The organism is Mycobacterium sp. (assembly GCF_035499775.1).
Classification (GTDB): Bacteria; Actinomycetota; Actinomycetes; order Mycobacteriales; family Mycobacteriaceae; genus Mycobacterium.
The window spans coordinates 20024-40494 of the sequence record NZ_DATJYB010000097.1; the positions used below are offsets into that span (position 1 = coordinate 20024).

The window sequence follows — 20471 nt, forward strand, 5'->3', positions numbered from 1 at the left end:
CGGAATCAGAAGGGCGGTTCGTCGTCGCCGCCGCCGAAGGAGCCCGATGCCGGGGCGCTGCCCCACGGGTCGTCAGCCGGTGCGCTGCTCTGCTGCGCCGGCGCCTGACGGGATCCGCCGCCACCGCCGCCGCTGCCGAAACCGCCGCCTCCGCCGCCGCTGCGGCTGGCCTTGTTCACCTTGGCGGTGGCATACCGAAGCGAGGGCCCGATCTCGTCGACCTCGACCTCGACGACGGTCCGCTTCTCGCCTTCGCGGGTTTCGAAGGAACGCTGCTTGAGCCGGCCGGTGACGATCACCCGGGCACCCCGGGTCAGGCTCTCGGCCACGTTCTCAGCGGCCTCACGCCAGATATTGCACCGCAGGAACAGCGCCTCGCCGTCTTTCCATTCCCCGCTCTGGCGGTCATAGATCCTGGGCGTGGATGCCACGGTGAAGTTCGCCACGGCAGCACCTGACGGAGTGAACCGCAGTTCCGGGTCAGCGGTCAGGTTCCCGACGACGGTGATGGTGGTGTCACCAGCCACAATTTTCCTCCTGGTTCCGCAGGTGCCTCGCCTGCACGGCGGTGGATGGTCAGCTTTTGAACCAGCCTAGGCAACAGCGCCGACAGCGGGCAGTCAGTGCTTGTCGGTGCGCATCACCTTGGTGCGCAACACCGACTCGTTGAGGCTGAGCTGGCGGTCCAGCTCGGACACCGTCGCCGGCTCGGCCTTGAGGTCTATGACGGCATAGATGCCCTCGGCGTGCTTGGCGATCTCGTAGGCCAGCCGGCGCCGGCCCCAGATGTCGATCTTTTCGACGGTTCCGCCATCCTTGCGGACGACGTTGAGGAACGCCTCCAAGGACGGGGACACGGTGCGTTCGTCGAGCGTGGGGTCAAGAATGACCATGATTTCGTATGGACGCATGGAAACCTCACCACCTCCTCTGGTCTGCGCGGCCACGGTCTGTCCGTGGCAGGAGGGTCGCCTGCGTCGGCAACCCCGCTAGGTTACCGGACGGCAGGTCACCGCGAAAAATCCGGGGACCCGCGTCACTTCCGGGCTTGCAGGAATTCGTCGGCCCTGACCCTGGTCGCCTCGTCGGCTTTGGCGAGTGAACCGGAATCGAACGGCGGCTGCGGGTCGTATTCGATGAGCAGCTGAGCAGCCTGCGCGGCTTCGCGATCGACCAGCAGCTCAACCAGTCGCAGGGCCATGTCGATGCCGCTGGACACGCCCGCGGCGGTGATGATCCGCTGCGGCAGGTGCTCGACGACACGGTCGGGCACATACCGCGCACCCAACTCGTTGAGCAGGTCCGCAGACCTCCAATGCGTCGTCGCGGTGAGCCCATCAAGCAAGCCCGCCGACGCCAGCAGCAGCGCGCCGGTGCACACCGAGGTGGTGAACGTGGTGTGTGGATGCACCGATTGCAGCCAGGCCCGGATCGTCTCGTCGTGAATCAGCTGTCGGGTTCCGATGCCGCCAGGGAAGACCACGACATCGGGTGCGCCGATTTCTTCGAACGTGGCATCGCAGCTAAGGCCGAGCATCGAGTTCTCGGTGCGCACCTCACCGCGCTGGTGCCCGATAAACACTACCTCCAACGACGGAATGCGTTGCAGCACTTCGTAAGGCCCGACAGCGTCGAGCGCGGTAAACCGCGGGAACAGCGGGATTGCGACCAGCATCAGGTGCTCCTCGCGCTAATTGGCGCCCCATCTTCGGTGTCTTCCGTCGCTGCGGCAGTGGGGGTCTCGGCGTGTTCCGGCGGCGCGACCGACGGCCGCGATCCGGCGGGACGCAGCCACTGCGGCAGCCAGCCGGGCGGAGCGTCGGGCGCGCGGTCGAACGGCCCGCCCCCGGGATCGTCCACCCGCCCGCCCCACCGGACCAGGTCCTCGTCGGGCCGGTAGATCTGCCGGATTATCAACGCACACAGCACCATAACCGCGATGTCGCGGAGTAATACCGTCGCAGTGAAAAACTGCTCCGGCAGCGAGCGGTTTGGATTGCCGTACAGGTAATACATCCGTGGTACCCACACCAGCGCGTCAATCGTCATCCACGCCAGCAGTATTCGGCGGTGCGGCAACGCCAGCACCGCCAGCGGCACCAACCACAGCGAGAACTGCGGACTCCATACCTTGTTGGTCAGCAGGAAGGCGGCCAACGTCAGGAACGCCAGCTGCGCCAGGCGCGGCCGCTGCGGCGCCGTGAGCGCGATATAAGCGATTGCCGCACAAGACAACACGAACAACACCGTGACCACGGTGTTCAGCACGCCAGGAGGCTCCCAGAAGCCCAGCTTCGGATCGAAACCAGGCCAGCCGGTGAACGACTTCACCACGTTGTACAGCGAATCCATGTCGTCGCCGCGCCGGGTGTTGAGCCGGAAGAACTCCGACCAGCCCCGCGGAAACAGCACCAGCACGGGCAGATTCACCAACAACCAGGTGACCGCCGCCAACGCCGCCGTGCGGCCCACATCACGCAGCCGCCCGGTGCGGATACCCAGCACCAGCAGCGGACCCAGGAACAACAGCGGATACAGCTTGGCCGCAGCACCCAACCCGATCAGCACGCCGGCCAGCACCGGTTTTCGCCGCGCCCATGCCAGCAGTCCGCCCATCGCGAATGCCGTTGCCAGCGCGTCGAAGTTGGTGAAAATGTGGAAGATCACCAGCGGAGAAGCCGCGACCAGGGCTGCGTCCCAGATCCGGCGACCGGCCAGACCCGCGGTCGCCCACACCGTTGCCAGCCAGGCCAATGCCAGTCCGAATGCGGCGACATTGAAGAACACCACGACTTCGGCGATCACCGGGATGGGGAAGATCTTGCTCAGCGCGGTGTAGGTCTTGGCCATCGCCATCGACACGTACTGGTAGACCCCGGTCAGCACCGGATACTCCATGTAGCGCACCGCGGGCTTGCCGTCGTAGCGAGTCTGGGGCGCACCGTTGGCGTCGGTCTCGACCCAGCTGGATTTGTACGGAAACTTGCCCTGGTTCAGCAACTCCGCGCCATACAGCGGCACCGTGTCGGAGTAGCACAGCTCGTAATAGGCGCGTTGATTGTCCCAGACGGCGACCCGCTGATCACCCGGCCCGGTGCCGGTGCTCTGCAGGCAGGCCGCCTTCGTCGACCAGCCGAGCGCCATGAACACCAGCGCGATCACGAACATCACCCGCAGCGGGGTCATCAGCCAGGTGCGGCCGATCAGCGCGTGCCGGCCGACCGGTCCGCCGATGACCTCGGCCAGCGAGGCCCCCAAAGAGTCGGTGCGGCTGGGGCAATCGCGGTTGGCGACACTACGCAGGTCCGCGGCTAGCGGACCTGGAGAGATGGTGGCGCCGGGCTGCTGTGCGCCCGTCACGGCGGCGGAGGCGGGGCTTGCGGGCCGCCCGGGGGAACCCCCGGCGGCTGCGGCGGCGGAGGCGGACCCACGGGGACCGTCTGGGGCGGACCGACGGGGATGGTGATCCCCGGCGCCACCTCGATTGAGGGCTGGATGACGGTCTGCGACGGTGGTGCCACGGGCGGGGGCGGCGGCGCCGGCGGCCCCGCGTAGCCACCGATTTCGGTGGGCTTGGGGAAGGTCTCGTTGTTGGTGCCCTTCAGAGCCCCGTCCATGGTCGCCTTCCAGACGTCCGATGGCAGGCCCGAGCCGTAAACCGCTCCGCCGGAAGCGGATACCAGCGGTTGGTCACCCTTGACGGTGCCCACCCACACCGCCGTCGACAGCGACGGCGTGTACCCGACCATCCAGGCGTCCTTGTTTGAGGTGGTGTCACCCAACTGCGTGGTGCCGGTCTTGGCCGCCGACACCCGTCCGCCGGCCAGGTTGTGGCCCCGCGAATACCCGGCGATCGGCTGCATCGCCGCGGTGACGTTGTCTGCCACCGCCTTGGGGATGCGCTGCTCGCCGCTGTTGTCCGAGCTGCCGGCGTCGAACAGCACCTGGCCTTCCGCGTTGACGACCTTCTGCACCAGATGCGGCCGGTGATAGTTGCCCGATGCGGCCAGCGTGGCGTACGCCGAGGCCATGTCCAACACCCGGGTTTGGTACTGGCCCAGCACAATTCCGTTATTGGGTGGTCCGCCTTTGCCGTCCTCGGACAGGGTGTGCGCGACACCGGGGAAGCTGGTCGCGATACCGGCCTGATGCGCAGCGTCCGCGACGGCCTGCGGCCCGTTCTTGAGCTTCAGCATCAACCGGTAATAGGAGGTGTTCAACGATTGCTTGAGCGCCTCGGCGATGTTGCAGGTGCCGCAACTTTCGCCGTCGACGTTGGTGATCTTGACGCCGTCGACCGTCAGCGGGGAACTGTCGATCTGGGTTCCCAGGCCGATCCCCTGCTCGAGTGCGGCCACCAGAGCGAACACCTTGAACGACGATCCGGTCTGCAGCCCGGCTTGAGCGAAGTCGAACCCGTTGGCGTCAGAACCGCCGTAGTAGGCGCGGATCGCACCGTTGTGCGGGTCGATCGACACCACGGCGGCCCGCATCTGGGGATCCTGGCCCTCCAGGTACTTCGACACCGCCTTCTCCGCGGCCTGCTGCGCTTGCGGTTCAATCGTGGTCGTGACCCGCAGTCCCTGGGTGTTCAACGTCTGCTCGTCGATGTTGAACAGCTCCATCAATTCCCGGGTCACCTGACGCTCGATGAGCCCGTTGGGACCGGTGGTCTGGTACTGCGCGCGGGCCTGATCGGGCGGCACAGTCGCGGGAAACACCTGGGCCGCCCGGTCATTCGGTGACAAGGCCTTGGTGTCCACCATGCCGTCAAGCACCCAGTTCCAGCGCGCGTCGGCACCCTTGGGATCGATAGCCGGGTCCAGCGCGGACGGCCGTCGAATCAGCGCCGCCAGCAGCGCCCCTTCGGAGACGGTGAGCTGCTCGACGGGCTTGTTGAAATAGGCCTTGGCAGCCGCCGAAATTCCGTAGGCGCCCCGGCCGAAGTAGATGATGTTCAGGTAGGCCTGCAGCACTTCATCTTTGGACCACTCCCCCGACATCTTGGTGGCGATGACCAGTTCCTTGGCCTTGCGCATCAGGCCACTGACCCCGTGCTGCGCGGAACCGACCAGCGCGTTCTTCACGTACTGCTGGGTGATCGTCGATCCACCCTGCAGATCGCCGTTGCCGAAAAGGTTGTTGCCCACCGCCCGGGCGAAGCCGCCGAAGTCGAACCCCGGGTTCGAATAGAAGTTGCGGTCTTCTGCGGCGATGACCGCCTGGCGCACATGCACCGGCACTTGGCTGATGTTGACATCGACCCGGTTACCTTCGGGCGGAACGATTTTGGCGATCTCTGAGCCGTCACTGGCCAGGATCGTCGAGACCTGGTTGGTCCGGATGTCGCCCGGCTTGGGAATGTCGACGATGAAGTACGCCATGGCGAAGGTGATGATCGGCAATAGGAACATCATCACCGCGCTGAGGACGACCGCGCGTCGCACCCATCGCCAGTTGATCTGCCGGCGCAGCTGTTGGAGCCAGGGCAGGTTCGACCCGGGTCCACCAGGCCCACGGCCCCTTCCACCGGGGCCTCGGGGCGGCCCGGGCGGGGGTGGCGGTCCACCGGGTGGACGGTCGCCGGGCGGACGGTCGCCGGTGGTCGTCCGGCGGCGGCGCGCGGGCGTCGGCGCGTCCAACGCGGCCTTGACCTCGTCGATCGGGTCGGGCCGCGCAGGCTGGTCGCGCTGCGGCGGTGCCGACTGCCGGCCTTTCGACACGGGACGGTCCAGCGCGGCCTTGACCGCCTCGAGGGGGTCGACCCGGCCGGGTGAGCGGTCGTCGCTGACCGCCGGGATGACCGAGGTCAGCCGGTCGTCGGGCGGAACCTCGCCGCGTCGGCCAGCGCGCGGGCGCTGACCTGCCCCGTGCGCTTCCTCAGCGGGTTGTGCATGCTTGCCCGCACGCTCAGTCGGTGGCCCGTTGGGGTCGTCGCCGGACGACTGATCGTGGCGCCCTTCGCTATTCACTGGCCGTACGGGCGCCGTCGCGCGCCGTCCGCGTGCCGCGCGTGCCCCTGGGCGGAGGTGCCGGGCGTGCCGCGCCGAGCACATAAGACTTGACCAGGTGATTCCAACTGCAGGTTCGGCATACCTCCACCACGTGGACCGCGAACTCCGAAAACCGGGTTGCCAGCAGCACCAATTCTTCGGCGGTGCGCGCCGAGCCCGATACCGCGCCCAAGTGGTCGCCGAATACCCACGACACCAACGTGAGCTGCTCCTTCCGGCATATCGGGCACATCACCTGGCTTGGTTTCCCGTGAAACTTTGCGGCGCGCAGCAGATAGGGGTTGGCGTCGCACACCTCGGATACCCCGGTGCGCCCGGAGTACACCTCGGCCAGCAGTGAGCGCCGCCGGAGCGTGTAGTCCACCACCTGTCGCTGCAGTCGCACGCTGACCAGAGTACGTCCCCGACCGCGGCGACGTTAGGCAACCAATGCGGTTGTCGCTCCCGTTCCGCGGCCTGACCGGCCGTATTCGCTGATCACATTCCGCGCCGGTCTCGGGTCGGTACTTTTACGATCTACCGCGTGGCGAAATGGCCCGGGGGACCACTGGGTGGCGGGTCGACGACGGCTGAGTTTGCCGTTTTAGTGGCCGTGAGCGGCCGGCCGGCGGCGGCAACGCGTCGCTGTGACGAATAACGCACTAACACCAGGTGGTGTTGTGGCAAATATATCGAAACGATACTATGGCCCGAGGCGTCGTACCGTCGTAACTAGCCATGCAAAGGAGGTGGATCGATGCTGGAGCTCGCCATCCTGGGTCTCCTGATCGAATCGCCGATGCATGGCTACGAATTGCGCAAACGGCTCACCGGTTTACTCGGTGCATTCCGGGCGTTTTCCTACGGTTCGCTTTACCCCGCCCTGCGGCGCATGCAGGCCGACGGCCTGATCGCCGAGAATGCCGCGCCGGCCGGCACCCCGGTCCGGCGCGCGCGCCGGGTCTACCAGCTAACCGACGAGGGCCGGCGGCGCTTCGGCGAGCTGGTGGCCGACACCGGCCCGCACAACTACACCGACGACGGCTTCGGGGTGCACCTGGCATTCTTCAACCGCACCCCCGCCGAGGCGCGGATGCGCATCCTGGAGGGCCGCCGTCGTCAGGTCGAGGAACGCCGGGAAGGTCTGCGCGAAGCGGTAGCCCGGGCCAGCAGTTCGTTCGACCGGTACACCCGCCAATTGCATCAACTCGGACTCGAGTCCAGCGAGCGTGAGGTCAAGTGGCTCAACGAGCTCATCGCTGCGGAACGGGCCGCGCCCGGCCTGTCCGAGCAGACGTAAACCCCCAACAAGCCCGTTAAAACACCCGAGCCAGCAGGTTATGGAGTTAGGAGAACGCCCGATGAGTGAGCACAAGCCGTTAGGGGCGCCGGAAGACGTACGAGTCGCCATTGTCGGCGTCGGTAACTGCGCGTCCTCACTGGTCCAGGGCGTCCAGTACTACCTCGACGCCGACGAGAACAGCACCGTGCCCGGCCTGATGCACGTGAAGTTCGGTCAGTACCACGTCCGCGACGTGAAGTTCGTGGCCGCGTTCGACGTGGACGCCAAGAAGGTCGGCTTCGACCTGTCAGAGGCGATCTTCGCGTCGGAGAACAACACGATCAAGATCGCCGACGTGCCGCCCACCAACGTGTTGGTGCAACGCGGCCCGACGCTCGACGGCATCGGCAAGTACTACGCCGACACCATTGAGGTGTCCGACGCCGAGCCCGTCGACGTCGTCCGCGCCCTTCGTGAGGCCAACGCCGACGTGCTGGTCTCCTACCTGCCGGTCGGCTCCGAAGAGGCCGACAAGTTCTACGCCCAGTGCGCGATCGACGCCGGCGTGGCGTTCGTGAACGCGCTGCCCGTGTTCATCGCCTCCGACCCGGTGTGGGCCAAGAAGTTCGCCGACGCCGGCGTCCCGATCGTCGGTGACGACATCAAGAGTCAGGTCGGTGCCACCATCACCCACCGCGTGATGGCCAAGCTGTTCGAGGACCGCGGCGTCCAGCTGGACCGCACCATGCAGCTCAACGTGGGCGGCAACATGGACTTCCTCAACATGCTCGAGCGCGAGCGGCTGGAGTCCAAGAAGATCTCCAAGACCCAGGCCGTCACCAGCAACCTGCAGCGCGAGTTCAAGACCAAGGACGTCCACATCGGCCCGTCCGACCACGTCGGCTGGCTCGACGACCGCAAGTGGGCCTACGTGCGGCTGGAGGGCCGCGCCTTCGGCGACGTGCCGCTGAACCTGGAGTACAAGCTCGAGGTGTGGGACTCGCCGAACTCGGCGGGCGTCATCATCGACGCGGTACGGGCGGCCAAGATCGCCAAGGACCGCGGCATCGGCGGGCCGGTCATCCCGGCGTCGGCCTACCTGATGAAGAGCCCGCCGCAGCAACTGCCCGACGACGTGGCGCGCGCCCAGCTCGAAGAGTTCATCATCGACGCCTAGAGCGCCTCGAGCTCGCGCCCGTCAACACGGCGGGCCAACAGTGTGGGCATGCGAAGCGGACGTCCTGTGCAGTCGCTTAGCATTGCCACCTGATGGAAGTTCAGCCCGCCGCGTTCCTGCGAACCACCCTTCCCGTTGACCTGTCTCGGCTCCAAGAGCTGGACAGCGGGCGCTACCACTCGATCTGGCTGCCCGACCACATGGTCAGCTTCTGGCCCGACTCGATCTGGACTCCCGAATTCACCGACCTCGCCACGGTCTCGCCATCGCCGCACCGTCACCTGGACGGGCTGGCGATAGCGGCCGCGGCCGCGGTGCTGACCGAGCGGGTTCCCCTGGTCAGCGCCGTCGTCGACACCGTGCGCCGCCACCCCTGCATGCTGGCCCAGACGGCGCTGACCATCGACCACCTCGCCAAGGGCCGCTTCATCCTCGGGCTGGGCAGCGGCGAGAGTGAGAACACCGTGCCGTACGGCTTCGACTTCTCCCGGCCGGTCAGCCGTTTCGAGGAGGCACTGACGGTGATCCGGCTGCTTTGGCAGACCGACGGCCCGGTCGACTTCGACGGACGGTTCTACTCATTGCGGCACGCGCGACTGGACACCGAACCCTACGACGGCCGGGTCCCGCAGATCTGGATCGGGGGCAGCGGCCCGCGGATGCTCGACATCGCCGGCCGCCACGCCGACGGATGGTGGCCGGCCGGCGCCTGGACTCCAGAGCAGTATGCCGAAATGCTGTGCGCTGTAAGGGCCTCCGCCGACCGCGCCGGCCGCGATCCGACAGCGATCACGCCGTGCTTCATCCAGGTGTGCCTGATCGGGCAGGACGACGACGCGCTCACCGACATTCTGCGCGCCCCTCTGGTCAAAGCCTTTCTGCTGCAGGTCTCGGCAGAGACGTTGCGCGGCTTCGGGTTTGCACACCCCATGGGCGACGATTGGCGCGGATTCCAGGACATCGACCCGGCCACGCTGACCCGCGACCGGATCATCGCATTCCTGGACCAGGTGCAGCCCGAGATGATCCTCGCCGTCGTCCCGCACGGGACCCCAGCGCAAGTCGCGAAGATCGTCAAGACATACGTCGACGCGGGTTTGCGAGTGCCCAAGATCCTCGACTACGGCGCCATGGCCGGTCTGCGGTACGCCGACTCCTCGACAGCGAACGTCCGCGCCACCGAGGACGAATTGCTGCGACTATGCGGGGCCGCCCGGTGAGCGCACAGCAGGACGCCTTAAACGCCTCAGGCGCTTTAGACGCCGCAGCGCTGCTGAGTGCCGCGGAGGCCGAAACGGGACTGCGCGACTACGGCGACCCCACGTTGCCGGAACGGTTCGTAATCGCCGTCGACCACCTCAACGGCATCGGGATGGACGGCGCCGGCAATTCCCAAGCGGCGCAAGTGTGTCGGTGGCTGCTCACCTCCCGCCTGGAGTTCATCGAAGACCGCAATCGATACCCGATCGGCGACGAAGTGATCGTGTCGCCGATGTTCGTCACCGGCGAACCACGTTCGGGCACAACGCTGATGCACGCACTGATGTCCGTCGACCCGCACGCCCGCGCACTGCGCTTCTGGGAAGTGATGTATCCGTCGCCGCCGCCGGGCCTCGCCACTGTAGACGACCGCCGACGCGAGCAGGCCGACGCGGACTGGCGCGAGATCAACGCGAAGCTGCCCAAATGGCTGCACAGCCATCCCTACAACGACATGCTCGGCGACGGCCTGCCCGAGGACGAACGCACCTGGGCGTTCGACTTCCGCGTCATGACCCCCACCGCGTGGTGGCGGGTGCCGATGCAGTCGCTGGTTGGCGGCCTGGCCACCGACGCGACGGCACAGTACCGGCTGCACAAGGCGATGCTGCAGCAGCTGCAATACCTCCGGCCACGAAAGTACTGGGTTCTGAAGGGCTTTCACGGCTTCCGTTTGAAGGAGATGTTCGACACGTACCCCGACGCCACGATGGTGTGGCTGCACCGCGACCCGGTGCAGGTCGCCGCGTCGCGCACGATGATGATGGCCGACATCATGGACGGCATCGTCGGCCCGGTCGACCTGCACGCCGAGGCCAAGAAGCACCTCGAGATGACGCGGGCCAGCATCGCCAACACGATGAGCAACCCGCTGGTCGACGATCGGCGCATCCTGCATGTTCGCTACACCGACTTCGTAGCCGATCCCGTCGGCACGGTCCGGCGGTACTACACGTTCTGTGGTCGCGACCTGGCACCGGATGCCGAATCGGCAATGCGCGCTTACCTGCTCGACAATCGGCCCGATCGCTACGGCAAGTTCAGGTACTCCACCCGGCTACTGATCGACATCGGCGAGAACCTCGAAGCACTGCATGCCGAATTCCGGCCATTCCGTGAACGATTCGGCGTCGAGATCGAGAACCGAGCGTGACCCACAAACGCCTGTCCGTACACAACGTCACCTTCTACGGCGCGACGCCGGCTGACCTCGAGGCACACTGGGCAGCGCTCGGCGTGACCCGGTTGAGCATCCTGGACAACCAACTGCTCGACCCCGAATTATCAAAGCTGTTGCAGCGCAACGACTACGCCGTGGACGCTGTCTACCACCTGTTCGCGGGCGGCCAACTGACCACGGACCCGCAAGCGGCGCGGCACGCGCTCTCCACGGTCATCGACGCCGCAGCCGGCGCGCAAGCACGGACCGTCTACCTGCTCACCGGCGGCCGCGGCGCCCTCAGCTGGGAACAGGCCGCCGAGCGGTTCTGCACCATGGTCGCGCCCTGCGTCGAGCACGCGCACCGGGCCGGTGTGGCGCTGGCGATCGAGAATGCCTCCAGCCTCTACGCCGATATCCACATCGCCCATACGCTGCGGGACACCATCGCGCTGTCCCAGATGGCCGGGCTGGGCATCTGCATCGACGTGTTCCACTGTTGGGCGGAGCGCGATTTCGAGGCGCTGGTACAGCGCGCCCTGCCGCGAACCGAGCTCATCCAGTTGAGCGACTACGTCCTGGGTGACCGCGCGCTGCCGGGCCGGGCCGTTCCCGGGGACGGCACCATCGGGCTGGAGGCATTCGTCGCCCAGGCACTCGCCGGCGGCTACCCGCACGGATTCGACCTGGAACTCATCGGTCCCCGCATCGATCAGGAGGGCCGGCTGGAATCCGCCCGGCGGGCCTGCGACGTCGTCGGGGCGATGCTGGACAGATTGGGCGCGTGACATGGCTTTCGGTGACGGTGCCGACGACGCGGCGTTGCGCTCGGCGTGGAGCGAATTCTGCGCGCGGCTAGAGCGGGCGGGCGACCAGGTCTTCAAAGACGCCAACGCCACTTCGGGTGCGCAACGGGTCGACGCCTTCCGCTTCCTCACCCAAAACCTGGGCCAGGCTTTCGATCTGGCACTGGAGACCCGCGACACCCGCTACCCGGCGCTGCACACGTTCTGCGGCCCGACCCGCAAGCTCGGCGGCGACTGCGCTGACTTCACTTACCAGCAAGCGTGGATCGACGGCCGGTCCACCTACCGGCTGACCGGCAACCGCGGCACCTCGCGATTCTTCAACGTCACCGTCCAGGGCCCGCGCCCAGCCGGGCCGGGCGTGCTGCACGAGCCGTTCGGCGACACCCCGGAGGCCAACGTGTTCGGCCACCAACTCAGCATTGCCGACGACGGCGAATTCGAGCTGTACATCGGCGGGCCCGAGCGCGGGCCGAACTGGCTGCCCACCACCGCGGGTTCACGCAAACTGTTCATCCGCCAGGGTTTCGACCGTTGGGACGAGATTCCCGCACGCATCCGCATCGAGCGGATCGACATGGACTCCCCCAAGCCGCTGCCCACACCCGCGGCCATGGCCGAGGCGATGGGCTGGGCGGGTGAGTTCGTCACCGGTCTGATGTCGGACTGGCCCGAGTTTCCGTTCACCTACGGCGGCGTCGACGCCACGCACCCGAACACGTTTCCGGCGTCTTCGGGCGGCAGCGCGGCCGAGGCAGACCGCAAGCGTGGCCGGGCGGCCGCCAACATGTACTGGGAACTTCGGGCCGACGAGGCGCTCGTTGTCGAATTCGACGCTCACGACGGGTTGTGGATGCTCACGAACATGGGTGTCTTCTTCACCAGCATGGACTACCTCTACCGGCCGGTGAGCTACACGCCGAGCCGAACCAACGTCGACGGCGACGGCCGCGTCCGTCTGGTGCTGGCGCATCGCGATCCCGGCGTGCACAACTGGCTGGACACCCAGGGCTTCGAACGGGGCAACCTGACCTACCGCCACATGCTCGAGGGACAGCCTGTCGTACTGGACACCCGCGTGGTCCCCCACGACGAGCTGGCGCAAGCGCTGCCGCCCGACACTGCGACGGTGAGCGCCGCAGAACGCACGGCCGCGATGTGGGAACGGTTCCACGGGATTCGGCGTCGCTACGTGCTTTAATGTCGAAGCTTGTGACCGAGATACCCGAAGACGAACTGACCGGACTCTCCGAGTTCTCGCTGCTGTCCGAGAATGCCGAACAGGCCGGCGTGACGGGTCCGCTGCCTGACGTGGAGCGGGTCGATGCGGGCGCCGCCGAGGCCAGAGTGAGCGCGCTGCGCTGGGGTGACGCCCCGCGGGTCGTGTTTCTGCACGGCGGCGGCCAGAACGCGCACACCTGGGACACCGTGATCGTCGGGCTGGGTGAGCCGGCCCTGGCGGTGGACCTGCCCGGTCACGGCCACTCCGCCTGGCGCGAGGACGGCGACTACTCGCCCCAGCACAACGCCGCCGCGTTGATCCCGGTGCTGCGCGACCACGCGGCCGGCGCCGACCTGGTCGTGGGCATGTCGCTGGGCGGGCTGACCGCGATACGGCTGGCCGCCGAAGCGCCCGACCTGGTGAACGAGCTGGTCCTGATCGACGTCACGCCGTCGGCGTTGCAGCGACACTCCGAGCTGACCAAGGAACAGCAAGGCACCGTCGCGCTGATGCACGGCGAGCGGGAGTTCCCCAGCTTCCAGGCCATGCTGGACCTGACGACCGCGGCGGCGCCGCACCGCGAGGTCAAAGCGTTGCGCCGCGGCGTGTTCCACAACTCCCGTCGGCTCGACAACGGCAACTGGACGTGGCGCTATGACGCCATTCGGGTCTTCCCGGATTTCGCCGGTTTGTGGGATGACGTGGACCGGTTGTCCGCACCCATCACCCTGATCCGCGGTGGCTCGTCGGGCTTCGTCACCGACCAGGATGCCGACGAACTCGACAGGCGCGCAACGGATTTCCGCGGCGCGCACGTCGTCGAGAATTCGGGTCACTCGGTGCAAAGCGACCAGCCGCGCGCGTTGATCGACCTGTTGCGCGGGGTGCTCGACGCGCGCTGAGGCATACGGTGGTGCCATGACTGATCGCCCGGTTCGTATCGGTGTGCAACTGCAGCCGCAGCACGCCCCGCATTACCGCAACATCCGTGACGCCGTCCGCCGCTGCGAGGACATGGGTGTCGACATCGCGTTCACCTGGGATCACTTCTTCCCGCTGTATGGGGACCCCGACGGTCCGCACTTCGAGTGCTGGACGGTGCTGGGTGCCTGGGCCGAGCAGACGTCGCGCATCGAGATCGGCGCCCTGGTGACGTGCAACTCCTACCGCAACCCCGAGCTGCTGGCCGACATGGCCCGCACCGTCGACCACATTTCCGGCGGACGGCTGATCCTGGGGATCGGATCGGGCTGGAAAGACAGGGATTACGCCGAGTACGGCTACAAGTTCGGCACGGCCGGCAGCCGCCTGGACGACCTGGCGGCCGCACTCCCCCGAATCAAGTCGCGGCTGGCCAAGCTCAACCCGGCGCCCACCCGCGACATCCCGGTCCTGATCGGCGGCAAGGGCCCACGCAAGACGCTGCGTCTGGTCGCCGAATACGGCGACATCTGGCACGGCTTCACCACTGTCGAGACCTACCCGGCGGCGGCGGCCGTGCTGGATGACCATTGCGCCGCCGTCGGGCGAGACCCGGCCGCCGTCGAACGGTCGGCCGGTGTGGAGAACAACACCGGCGTCCGGCGCGGCGAAGGCACCGACGCGCTGATCGCCAACGCCGAGGGCCTCACCGCGCTCGGCGTCACGCTGCTGACCGTCGGCTGCAACGGGCCCGACTACGACCTGACCGCCGCCGAGGCGCTGTGCCGCTGGCGCGACAGACGCTGATCGGCTGAATTTGGTTTGGCGTCATCTCTCAAACACCTGAATGTACGAGCCGAGTCATGAGAAACTTGCCGCGCTGATCAACGGGATTAGAGCCACTACGGGTTTCAGAGCAACTACGGGTTTCAGAGCAACTACGGGTTTAAGAGCAACTACGGGTTTAAGAGCAACTACGGGTTTAAGAGCAATAAGGGCCACCAAAGACTGATGCCGAAAAAATACGGGGTGAAAGAAAAGGACCAGGTTGTTTCGCACATCCTCAACCTGGTGCTCACCGGCAAGTTGCGCAGCGGCGACCGCGTCGACCGCAACGAGATCGCGCACGGCTTGGGTGTCAGTCGCGTCCCGATTCAAGAGGCGCTGGTCCAACTCGAACACGACGGCATCGTGTCGACCCGCTATCACCGCGGCGCGTTCGTCGAGCGGTTCGACGAAGCCACCGTCCTCGAGCACCACGAACTCGACGGCCTGCTGAACAGCATCGCCTCCGCGCGCGCAGCCACCAACCCCACGCCCCGGATCCTGGGGCAACTCGATGCGCTCATGCGGTCGCTGCGTTTGGCGAAGGAGTCGCGGGCGTTCGCCGAAATCGCCCGGGAGTACCGGCACACCATCAACGACGAATACGCCGGACCACGGCTGCACGCCACCATCCGGGCCTCGCAGAACCTCATCCCCCGCGTCTTCTGGATGACTTACCAGGTCGGCAGGGATGAAATGTTGCCGTTCTACGAGGACGAGAACGCCGCGATCCACCGGCATGACCCGGAAGCCGCGCGGGTCGCGTGCGTCGGGCGCTCCTGTCTGCTGGCCCAGACGATGCTGACCGAGCTGTGTCGCCGCCGGGTGTTCATCGCGCCCGAGATTGCCGACCTGGAGGTCTCCGCACATCTTGGAGTGCTCACCCGAGCCCAATCGGCGCGCCCAGAACCATCTATCGCGCTCTGAACGAGTCGAAATCCGCCGTCGATCGATACGGTGGCGGTGATGATTTTGTGCGTGGGCGCGCCTGGCCGCCGCGGTGCCAAGCTGATCGCAGTGGTCGCGACAATCCTGATGGTCTGCGGCCTGGCCTCTGCCGCACCCGCAGCAGCAGATCGCAATCAGTGCGCACCGGCCGGCCTGGAGAGCGCGCGGGCCCTGCCCGACGACCTCTCGGCACATGGGGCATCGACCGTCGGCGCCGACGACGAGCACACCACCGCCGCCGTCGAGCCGCTCAGCTCGGTGAACGTGGAGACGCTGGGGCTCGGCACGCCGGGCGTGCTGACCGCGGCCACGCTGTCCGACGCCCCACCGAACGTATGCATCAGTCCCACCGGACAATTCACCGGCTTCGACAACCAGCTGCTGCGCGCGATCGCGGGCAAACTCGGTCTGCAGGTCCGCTTCGTCGGCACGGACTTCTCCGGGCTGCTCGCCCAGGTGGCGGCGCGGCGCTTCGACGTCGGCTCGGCCTCGGTCAAAGCCACCGAGGCGCGCCGGCGCACGGTCGCCTTCACCAATGGCTACGACTTCGGCTACTTCGCGCTCGTCGTGCCCCCCGGTTCGGCGATCAAAAAGTTCGGCGATCTGGGCGCCGGACAGCGCATCGGCGTGGTGCAGGGCACTGTCGAGGAGTCCTACGTCGTCGACACCCTGCACCTGGAGCCGGTGAAGTATCCCGACTTCGCCACCGTGTACGCCAGCCTCAAAACCCGCCAGATCGACGCGTGGGTGGCGCCTTCCGGGCAGGCATCCAATGCGATGCGGCCGGGCGACCCCGCCCAGGCCGTCGCCTATACGTTCAGCCCCGGCACGTTCGTGGCGTTTGCGGTGGCCAAGGACAACCAGCCGCTGGTGGATGCGCTGAATGCGGGGTTGGATGCCGTGATCGCCGACGGCACCTGGGCGAACCTGTACACCCAGTGGGTGCCACGCACGCTGCCGCCGGGTTGGAAACCCGGGTCCAAGGCCGTCGCCGCCCCGACGCTGCCGGACTTCGCCGCGATCGCCGCCGGCCACCAACGCAAGCCGGTGGGTCCTGCGGCGCCGAGGTCCGCGTGGGCGCAGTTGCGCGATTCCTTTTTCGACTGGGACTTGTACCGGCAGGCCATCCCCACGCTGTTCAATACGGGGCTGCCCAACACGTTGATCCTGACCGCCAGTGCGAGCGTGATCGGGCTGGTTCTCGGCATGGTCCTGGCGATGGCCGGGATCTCGCATTCACGCTGGCTGCGTTGGCCGGCGCGGGTCTACACCGATATCTTCCGCGGCCTTCCCGAAGTGGTCATCATCCTGATCATCGGGCTGGGCGTCGGCCCGTTGGTGGGCGGGCTGACGAACAACAATCCCTATCCCCTCGGCATCGCCGCGCTGGGGTTGATGGCCGCCGCCTATGTGGGCGAAATTCTGCGTTCGGGAATCCAAAGCGTCGATCCCGGCCAATTGGAAGCCTCCCGTGCGCTCGGGTTCGGCTACTCGGCCGCGATGCGGCTGGTGGTCGTGCCGCAGGGTGTCCGGCGGGTGCTGCCGGCGCTGGTCAATCAGTTCATCGCGCTGTTGAAGGCCTCGGCGCTGGTGTACTTCCTGGGCCTGATCGCCCAGCAGCGCGAGCTGTTTCAGGTGGGCCGCGACCTGAACGCGCAGACCGGCAACTTGTCGCCGCTGGTGGCCGCCGGCGCGTTCTACCTGATATTGACTGTTCCGTTAACGCATTTGGTGAACTACATCGACGTCCGGCTGCGCCGCGGACGTTCCGCGGCTGAACCAGAAGACGCTCCCGACCTGCTCACCTCGACCTTCGGCCCGGAGATAACGTGACAGCCATGACTGCCGACAGCCCCCGCACCACGTCAGTATCCTTGGCGGCCAAAGATATTCACCAAACCCTCGGCGGCACGGCAGTGCTGCGCGGCGTCGATATCGAAGCCCCGGCGGGTAGCACGGTGGCCATCGTCGGACCGTCCGGTTCGGGGAAGTCAACGCTGCTGCGCACACTGAACCGCTTGCACGAACCCGACAGCGGCGACATCCTGCTCGACGGCCGCTCGGTGTTGCGCGACAATCCCGACGAGCTGCGGCAGCGCATCGGGATGGTTTTTCAGCATTTCAACCTGTTCCCGCACCTCACCGTGCTGGACAACGTCGCCATGGCGCCACGCAAGTTGCGCCGGCTGTCCGCCGACCAGGCCCGCGCGCTGGCACTGACGCAGCTGGACCGAGTTGGCCTGAAACACAAGGCCAGTGCCCGCCCCGGCATGCTCTCGGGTGGACAACAACAGCGGGTCGCGATCGCCCGCGCTCTGGCGATGGCCCCGCAGGTGATGTTCTTCGACGAGGCGACCTCGGCGCTGGATCCCGAGTTGGTCAAGGGGATTCTGCAGCTGATCACCGACCTCGGCGCCGACGGCATGACGATGATCGTCGTCACCCACGAAATGGGCTTTGCCCGGTCAGCATCGGACACGGTCGTTTTCATGGATCAGGGCAAGGTCGTGGAATCCGGGCCGCCTGAGCAGATATTCGAGGCCGCGCAAACCGAACGCTTGCAGCGGTTCCTGTCCCAGGTGCTTTGACAATCTAAAACTGGCTGCCGGTAGGTACCTTCTAAGCCCTCCAAGCCCGGTAGGGCACGTTAGAGTTAGACTGCCGACTTATGGCGGACAGCGAATCCAGCGAACCGGAGTTGGCGGAGCTGGCGGAAGGGCTGCATAGAGCGCTGTCCAAACTGTTTTCGATCTTGCGGCGCGGAGATCCCAACGGAGCCGCGGCGGGTGAATTGACCCTCGCGCAACTTTCAATCCTGGTCACCCTGCTCGATCAGGGGCCCATCCGGATGACGGACCTGGCCGCGCATGAACGGGTGCGGACCCCCACCACCACCGTCGCGATCCGCCGACTGGAAAAGATCGGGCTGGTGAAGCGCTCGCGTGACCCGTCGGACCTGCGGGCCGTGCTGGTCGACATCACTCCGCGCGGGCGGGCGGTTCACTGCGAATCGCTGGCCAACCGGCGTGCCGCGTTGGCCGCGATGCTCGGTCAGCTCCCCGCATCGGACTTGGACACGCTGATGAAGGCGCTCAAACCACTGGAGCGCCTGGCCACCGGGGAAGCGGCGGCCAACGCCGCGGGAGACTCCCCCGCCCGCAAGCAGGCATGAAAGTATCCGGCTCTCAGTTAGTTTCGCAGATACACCCGCGCGAAAGTCGTTGGTGCTCAGACGATCCCACCTGCACCCAGCTTCTGGCGCGGGAACCCGTGCTGAAAGTGCCGGCGGGGTAACGCATTGCACGGGCCCGCGGGATTCGGCGGTCAGTGAGCGCAGCGAGTGAGGGCCTTGGCCACCGCCATCCGCCGCACCGAGGCATTGATGTTATCGATGCTCAACTCTTTGTTGGCCACCGCTGCCTCCAAGTGGTCGAGCACGTTCGGAACCTCCGCGGTGGTGATCCACAGCGCGGTGTCGGCACCGGCCTGCAGCGCCTTCAACACCGCCTCACTCACGCTGTAACGGTCGGTGATCGCCTTCATGCTCGACAGGTCGTCGGTGAACACCGGGCCGCTAAAAGGCTGCCCGCCGTAGCCGGTCCCGGAGCGCAACAGGTCGACCGCTGCTCGGCTCAGGCTGGCGGGGTCATTGCCCGTCAAACCCGGCACCTGCATATGGCCGACCATCACGCCCACCGGCGCCTGGGTCGCCAGTGTTCTGTAGGGGACGAGGTCGAAGCTTTTCAGCGCGTCCAGCGACGGGGTGGTGACCCCACCGGTGTGCGAATCCCCGGACGCGCGGCCATGTCCGGGGAAGTGCTTGAGCACCGGCAACACGCCCGCGTCACGCAGCCCGCGGGCATATTCGCCGGCGTAGGTTGTGACCACGGCGGGGTCGTTGGAGAACGACCGGTCACCGATCACCGTGTCGTCGGGTGCGTCGGTGACGTCGACGACCGGGGCGAAATCGATCGTGATGCCCAGTTTCCGCATCCCTTGGCCACGCTTCAGGGCCAGTTGGTAGACCTGCTCGGGCGGGGTCTTTGTCTGCACCAGCGCACGGGCCGAAGGCGCCTTACCAAGCAGCGATGGCGCTGACAGCCGCTCTACCCGACCGCCTTCCTCGTCGACACTGACAGCGAGTGGCAGCGGCCGCGGTGCGCTGGCGAGGGCCGTCAACGACCCGTCGGTCAGCATCGACATGTCGGTCCAGCTCGTGATGAAGATCCCCCCGACATGCTGGTTGTCGACCACCGCACGCGCGTCGGCCGCGCCGATCACCCCGACCATCAACAGCTGCGCAAGTTTGTCGCGTACCGACATCGTCGTCAGCAACGACCCTGGGTCACCGCAAACCGTCGGGGCGGCTGCCGGAGTCGGCCCGTGGCTGGTGGATCCCGTCGTCGGTTGGGCTCCGGCCGGCACCGGGGCGGATTGGCGGGTGCGAATCAGGTGAATGGCGGCGAATACCACGCCGACGATCACGGCCAAGGCGAGCACAACGCCGGCGATTCTTACTGCAAGCGGCGGCGATTGGCTTGGCCGAGCCCTGGTCTTTGAGCGTTGCCGCGGCGGCCTCGGGCTTGGCGACGGCCGCTTGAATCCTTCGTCGGATCCGTTGTTTGTCATCCGTGGGTTCCATCGCGACCCAGCGTCTTGCTGACAATTTGGGCGCTGCAGTGAAACTTATCCCGACCGTGGCTGGTGCACCAGCTATGCACGCTGGCGGCGTCGGAGAATGTTATCGGCACAACGGTGACCCAATAGATCGGTTTGTCCCATACCGTCCAGTCGCCGGACCAGAGAAGTCTGGCGCCAAACTGCCGGCGGAGTTGCTCATGTTCCTCCAGGATCTGTTGGGGCGGATACAGCTTGTTG

The 20471-nt window shown here is 66.6% G+C and carries 19 protein-coding genes and 1 pseudogene; 12 read left to right on the plus strand and 8 right to left on the minus strand.

What is annotated here, in order from left to right:
• Positions 1 to 5: 5 nt before the first annotated feature.
• From VML93_RS06795 to VML93_RS06820, 6 genes are all read right to left on the minus strand, one after another.
• A complete protein-coding gene (locus VML93_RS06795) occupies positions 6 to 527 on the minus strand; it encodes a single-stranded DNA-binding protein (RefSeq protein ID WP_325608973.1) in 522 nt (173 codons plus the stop codon).
• Between the two features lie 93 nt (positions 528 to 620).
• Entirely contained in the window at positions 621 to 911 is a 291-nt protein-coding gene (rpsF, locus tag VML93_RS06800) for a 30S ribosomal protein S6 (RefSeq protein WP_325608975.1), read from the minus strand.
• A 125-nt stretch (positions 912 to 1036) separates the two neighbouring features.
• Positions 1037 to 1675: a DJ-1/PfpI family protein gene (locus tag VML93_RS06805; RefSeq protein ID WP_325608978.1), complete on the minus strand. Its 639-nt coding sequence runs from the start codon at positions 1673 to 1675 to the stop codon at positions 1037 to 1039.
• Positions 1675 to 3360, minus strand: a complete 1686-nt coding sequence (locus tag VML93_RS06810) for a glycosyltransferase family 87 protein (RefSeq protein ID WP_325608980.1) — start codon at positions 3358 to 3360, stop codon at positions 1675 to 1677. Before VML93_RS06810 ends, VML93_RS06805 begins: the two co-directional genes overlap by 1 nt.
• Complete coding sequence (locus VML93_RS06815) at positions 3357 to 5972, minus strand: transglycosylase domain-containing protein (protein ID WP_414686294.1); 2616 nt, start codon at positions 5970 to 5972, stop codon at positions 3357 to 3359. The genes VML93_RS06810 and VML93_RS06815 overlap by 4 nt, the downstream gene beginning before the upstream one ends.
• Positions 5965 to 6399, minus strand: a complete 435-nt coding sequence (locus VML93_RS06820; RefSeq protein WP_325608982.1) for a DUF5318 family protein — start codon at positions 6397 to 6399, stop codon at positions 5965 to 5967. Before VML93_RS06820 ends, VML93_RS06815 begins: the two co-directional genes overlap by 8 nt.
• Positions 6400 to 6750: 351 nt before the next feature.
• Here VML93_RS06820 and VML93_RS06825 point away from each other — a divergent pair, with 351 nt between their 5' ends.
• From VML93_RS06825 to VML93_RS06880, 12 genes are all read left to right on the plus strand, one after another.
• Complete coding sequence (locus VML93_RS06825) at positions 6751 to 7293, plus strand: PadR family transcriptional regulator (RefSeq protein ID WP_325608984.1); 543 nt, start codon at positions 6751 to 6753, stop codon at positions 7291 to 7293.
• Between the two features lie 61 nt (positions 7294 to 7354).
• Positions 7355 to 8452 carry an inositol-3-phosphate synthase gene (locus VML93_RS06830; RefSeq protein ID WP_325608986.1) on the plus strand — a complete coding sequence of 366 codons (1098 nt, stop codon included), beginning with the start codon at positions 7355 to 7357 and terminating at the stop codon, positions 8450 to 8452.
• Between the two features lie 92 nt (positions 8453 to 8544).
• Positions 8545 to 9672 (plus strand): LLM class flavin-dependent oxidoreductase, encoded by a 1128-nt coding sequence (locus VML93_RS06835; protein ID WP_325608988.1) that lies wholly within the window; start codon positions 8545 to 8547, stop codon positions 9670 to 9672.
• Positions 9669 to 10865 carry a sulfotransferase gene (locus VML93_RS06840; RefSeq protein WP_325608989.1) on the plus strand — a complete coding sequence of 399 codons (1197 nt, stop codon included), beginning with the start codon at positions 9669 to 9671 and terminating at the stop codon, positions 10863 to 10865. Before VML93_RS06835 ends, VML93_RS06840 begins: the two co-directional genes overlap by 4 nt.
• Positions 10862 to 11659, plus strand: a complete 798-nt coding sequence (locus tag VML93_RS06845) for a sugar phosphate isomerase/epimerase family protein (RefSeq protein ID WP_325608990.1) — start codon at positions 10862 to 10864, stop codon at positions 11657 to 11659. The genes VML93_RS06840 and VML93_RS06845 overlap by 4 nt, the downstream gene beginning before the upstream one ends.
• 1 nt (position 11660) lies before the next feature.
• Complete coding sequence (locus tag VML93_RS06850; RefSeq protein ID WP_325608992.1) at positions 11661 to 12878, plus strand: DUF1214 domain-containing protein; 1218 nt, start codon at positions 11661 to 11663, stop codon at positions 12876 to 12878.
• Positions 12878 to 13801 (plus strand): alpha/beta hydrolase, encoded by a 924-nt coding sequence (locus VML93_RS06855; RefSeq protein WP_325608993.1) that lies wholly within the window; start codon positions 12878 to 12880, stop codon positions 13799 to 13801. The genes VML93_RS06850 and VML93_RS06855 overlap by 1 nt, the downstream gene beginning before the upstream one ends.
• Before the next feature lie 16 nt (positions 13802 to 13817).
• Positions 13818 to 14627 carry an LLM class F420-dependent oxidoreductase gene (locus tag VML93_RS06860; RefSeq protein WP_325608994.1) on the plus strand — a complete coding sequence of 270 codons (810 nt, stop codon included), beginning with the start codon at positions 13818 to 13820 and terminating at the stop codon, positions 14625 to 14627.
• Positions 14628 to 14831: 204 nt separating this feature from the next.
• The gene (locus VML93_RS06865) at positions 14832 to 15572 is read left to right on the plus strand and encodes a GntR family transcriptional regulator (protein ID WP_325608995.1); all 741 of its coding nucleotides are present in this window, start codon (positions 14832 to 14834) and stop codon (positions 15570 to 15572) included.
• A 39-nt stretch (positions 15573 to 15611) separates the two neighbouring features.
• A complete protein-coding gene (locus VML93_RS06870) occupies positions 15612 to 17426 on the plus strand; it encodes an ABC transporter substrate-binding protein/permease (protein ID WP_325608997.1) in 1815 nt (604 codons plus the stop codon).
• Between the two features lie 5 nt (positions 17427 to 17431).
• Positions 17432 to 18181, plus strand: a complete 750-nt coding sequence (locus tag VML93_RS06875) for an amino acid ABC transporter ATP-binding protein (RefSeq protein ID WP_325608999.1) — start codon at positions 17432 to 17434, stop codon at positions 18179 to 18181.
• Positions 18182 to 18261: 80 nt separating this feature from the next.
• Positions 18262 to 18765, plus strand: coding sequence for a MarR family winged helix-turn-helix transcriptional regulator (locus VML93_RS06880; protein ID WP_325609001.1), 504 nt, complete (start codon positions 18262 to 18264; stop codon positions 18763 to 18765).
• A 152-nt stretch (positions 18766 to 18917) separates the two neighbouring features.
• On the opposite strand, the gene VML93_RS06885 is transcribed toward VML93_RS06880, so the two are convergent.
• Positions 18918 to 20066 carry a glycoside hydrolase family 3 N-terminal domain-containing protein gene (locus VML93_RS06885; RefSeq protein WP_414686295.1) on the minus strand — a complete coding sequence of 383 codons (1149 nt, stop codon included), beginning with the start codon at positions 20064 to 20066 and terminating at the stop codon, positions 18918 to 18920.
• 152 nt (positions 20067 to 20218) lie between these two features.
• Positions 20219 to 20471: pseudogene (locus tag VML93_RS06890) on the minus strand (serine/threonine protein kinase); the annotation flags it as partial.

Excerpts from the sequence above, each read along its gene's own strand:
- VML93_RS06855 (WP_325608993.1), top strand. The coding sequence starts at position 12,878 with ATGTCGAAGCTTGTGACCGAGATACCCGAAGACGAACTGACCGGACTC.
- VML93_RS06825 (WP_325608984.1), top strand. The coding sequence starts at position 6,751 with ATGCTGGAGCTCGCCATCCTGGGTCTCCTGATCGAATCGCCGATGCAT.
- VML93_RS06880 (WP_325609001.1), top strand. The coding sequence starts at position 18,262 with ATGGCGGACAGCGAATCCAGCGAACCGGAGTTGGCGGAGCTGGCGGAA.
- rpsF (WP_325608975.1), bottom strand. The coding sequence starts at position 911 with ATGCGTCCATACGAAATCATGGTCATTCTTGACCCCACGCTCGACGAA.
- VML93_RS06870 (WP_325608997.1), top strand. The coding sequence starts at position 15,612 with ATGATTTTGTGCGTGGGCGCGCCTGGCCGCCGCGGTGCCAAGCTGATC.
- VML93_RS06835 (WP_325608988.1), top strand. The coding sequence starts at position 8,545 with ATGGAAGTTCAGCCCGCCGCGTTCCTGCGAACCACCCTTCCCGTTGAC.
- VML93_RS06860 (WP_325608994.1), top strand. The coding sequence starts at position 13,818 with ATGACTGATCGCCCGGTTCGTATCGGTGTGCAACTGCAGCCGCAGCAC.
- VML93_RS06805 (WP_325608978.1), bottom strand. The coding sequence starts at position 1,675 with ATGCTGGTCGCAATCCCGCTGTTCCCGCGGTTTACCGCGCTCGACGCT.
- VML93_RS06830 (WP_325608986.1), top strand. The coding sequence starts at position 7,355 with ATGAGTGAGCACAAGCCGTTAGGGGCGCCGGAAGACGTACGAGTCGCC.
- VML93_RS06850 (WP_325608992.1), top strand. The coding sequence starts at position 11,661 with ATGGCTTTCGGTGACGGTGCCGACGACGCGGCGTTGCGCTCGGCGTGG.
- VML93_RS06875 (WP_325608999.1), top strand. The coding sequence starts at position 17,432 with ATGACTGCCGACAGCCCCCGCACCACGTCAGTATCCTTGGCGGCCAAA.
- VML93_RS06865 (WP_325608995.1), top strand. The coding sequence starts at position 14,832 with ATGCCGAAAAAATACGGGGTGAAAGAAAAGGACCAGGTTGTTTCGCAC.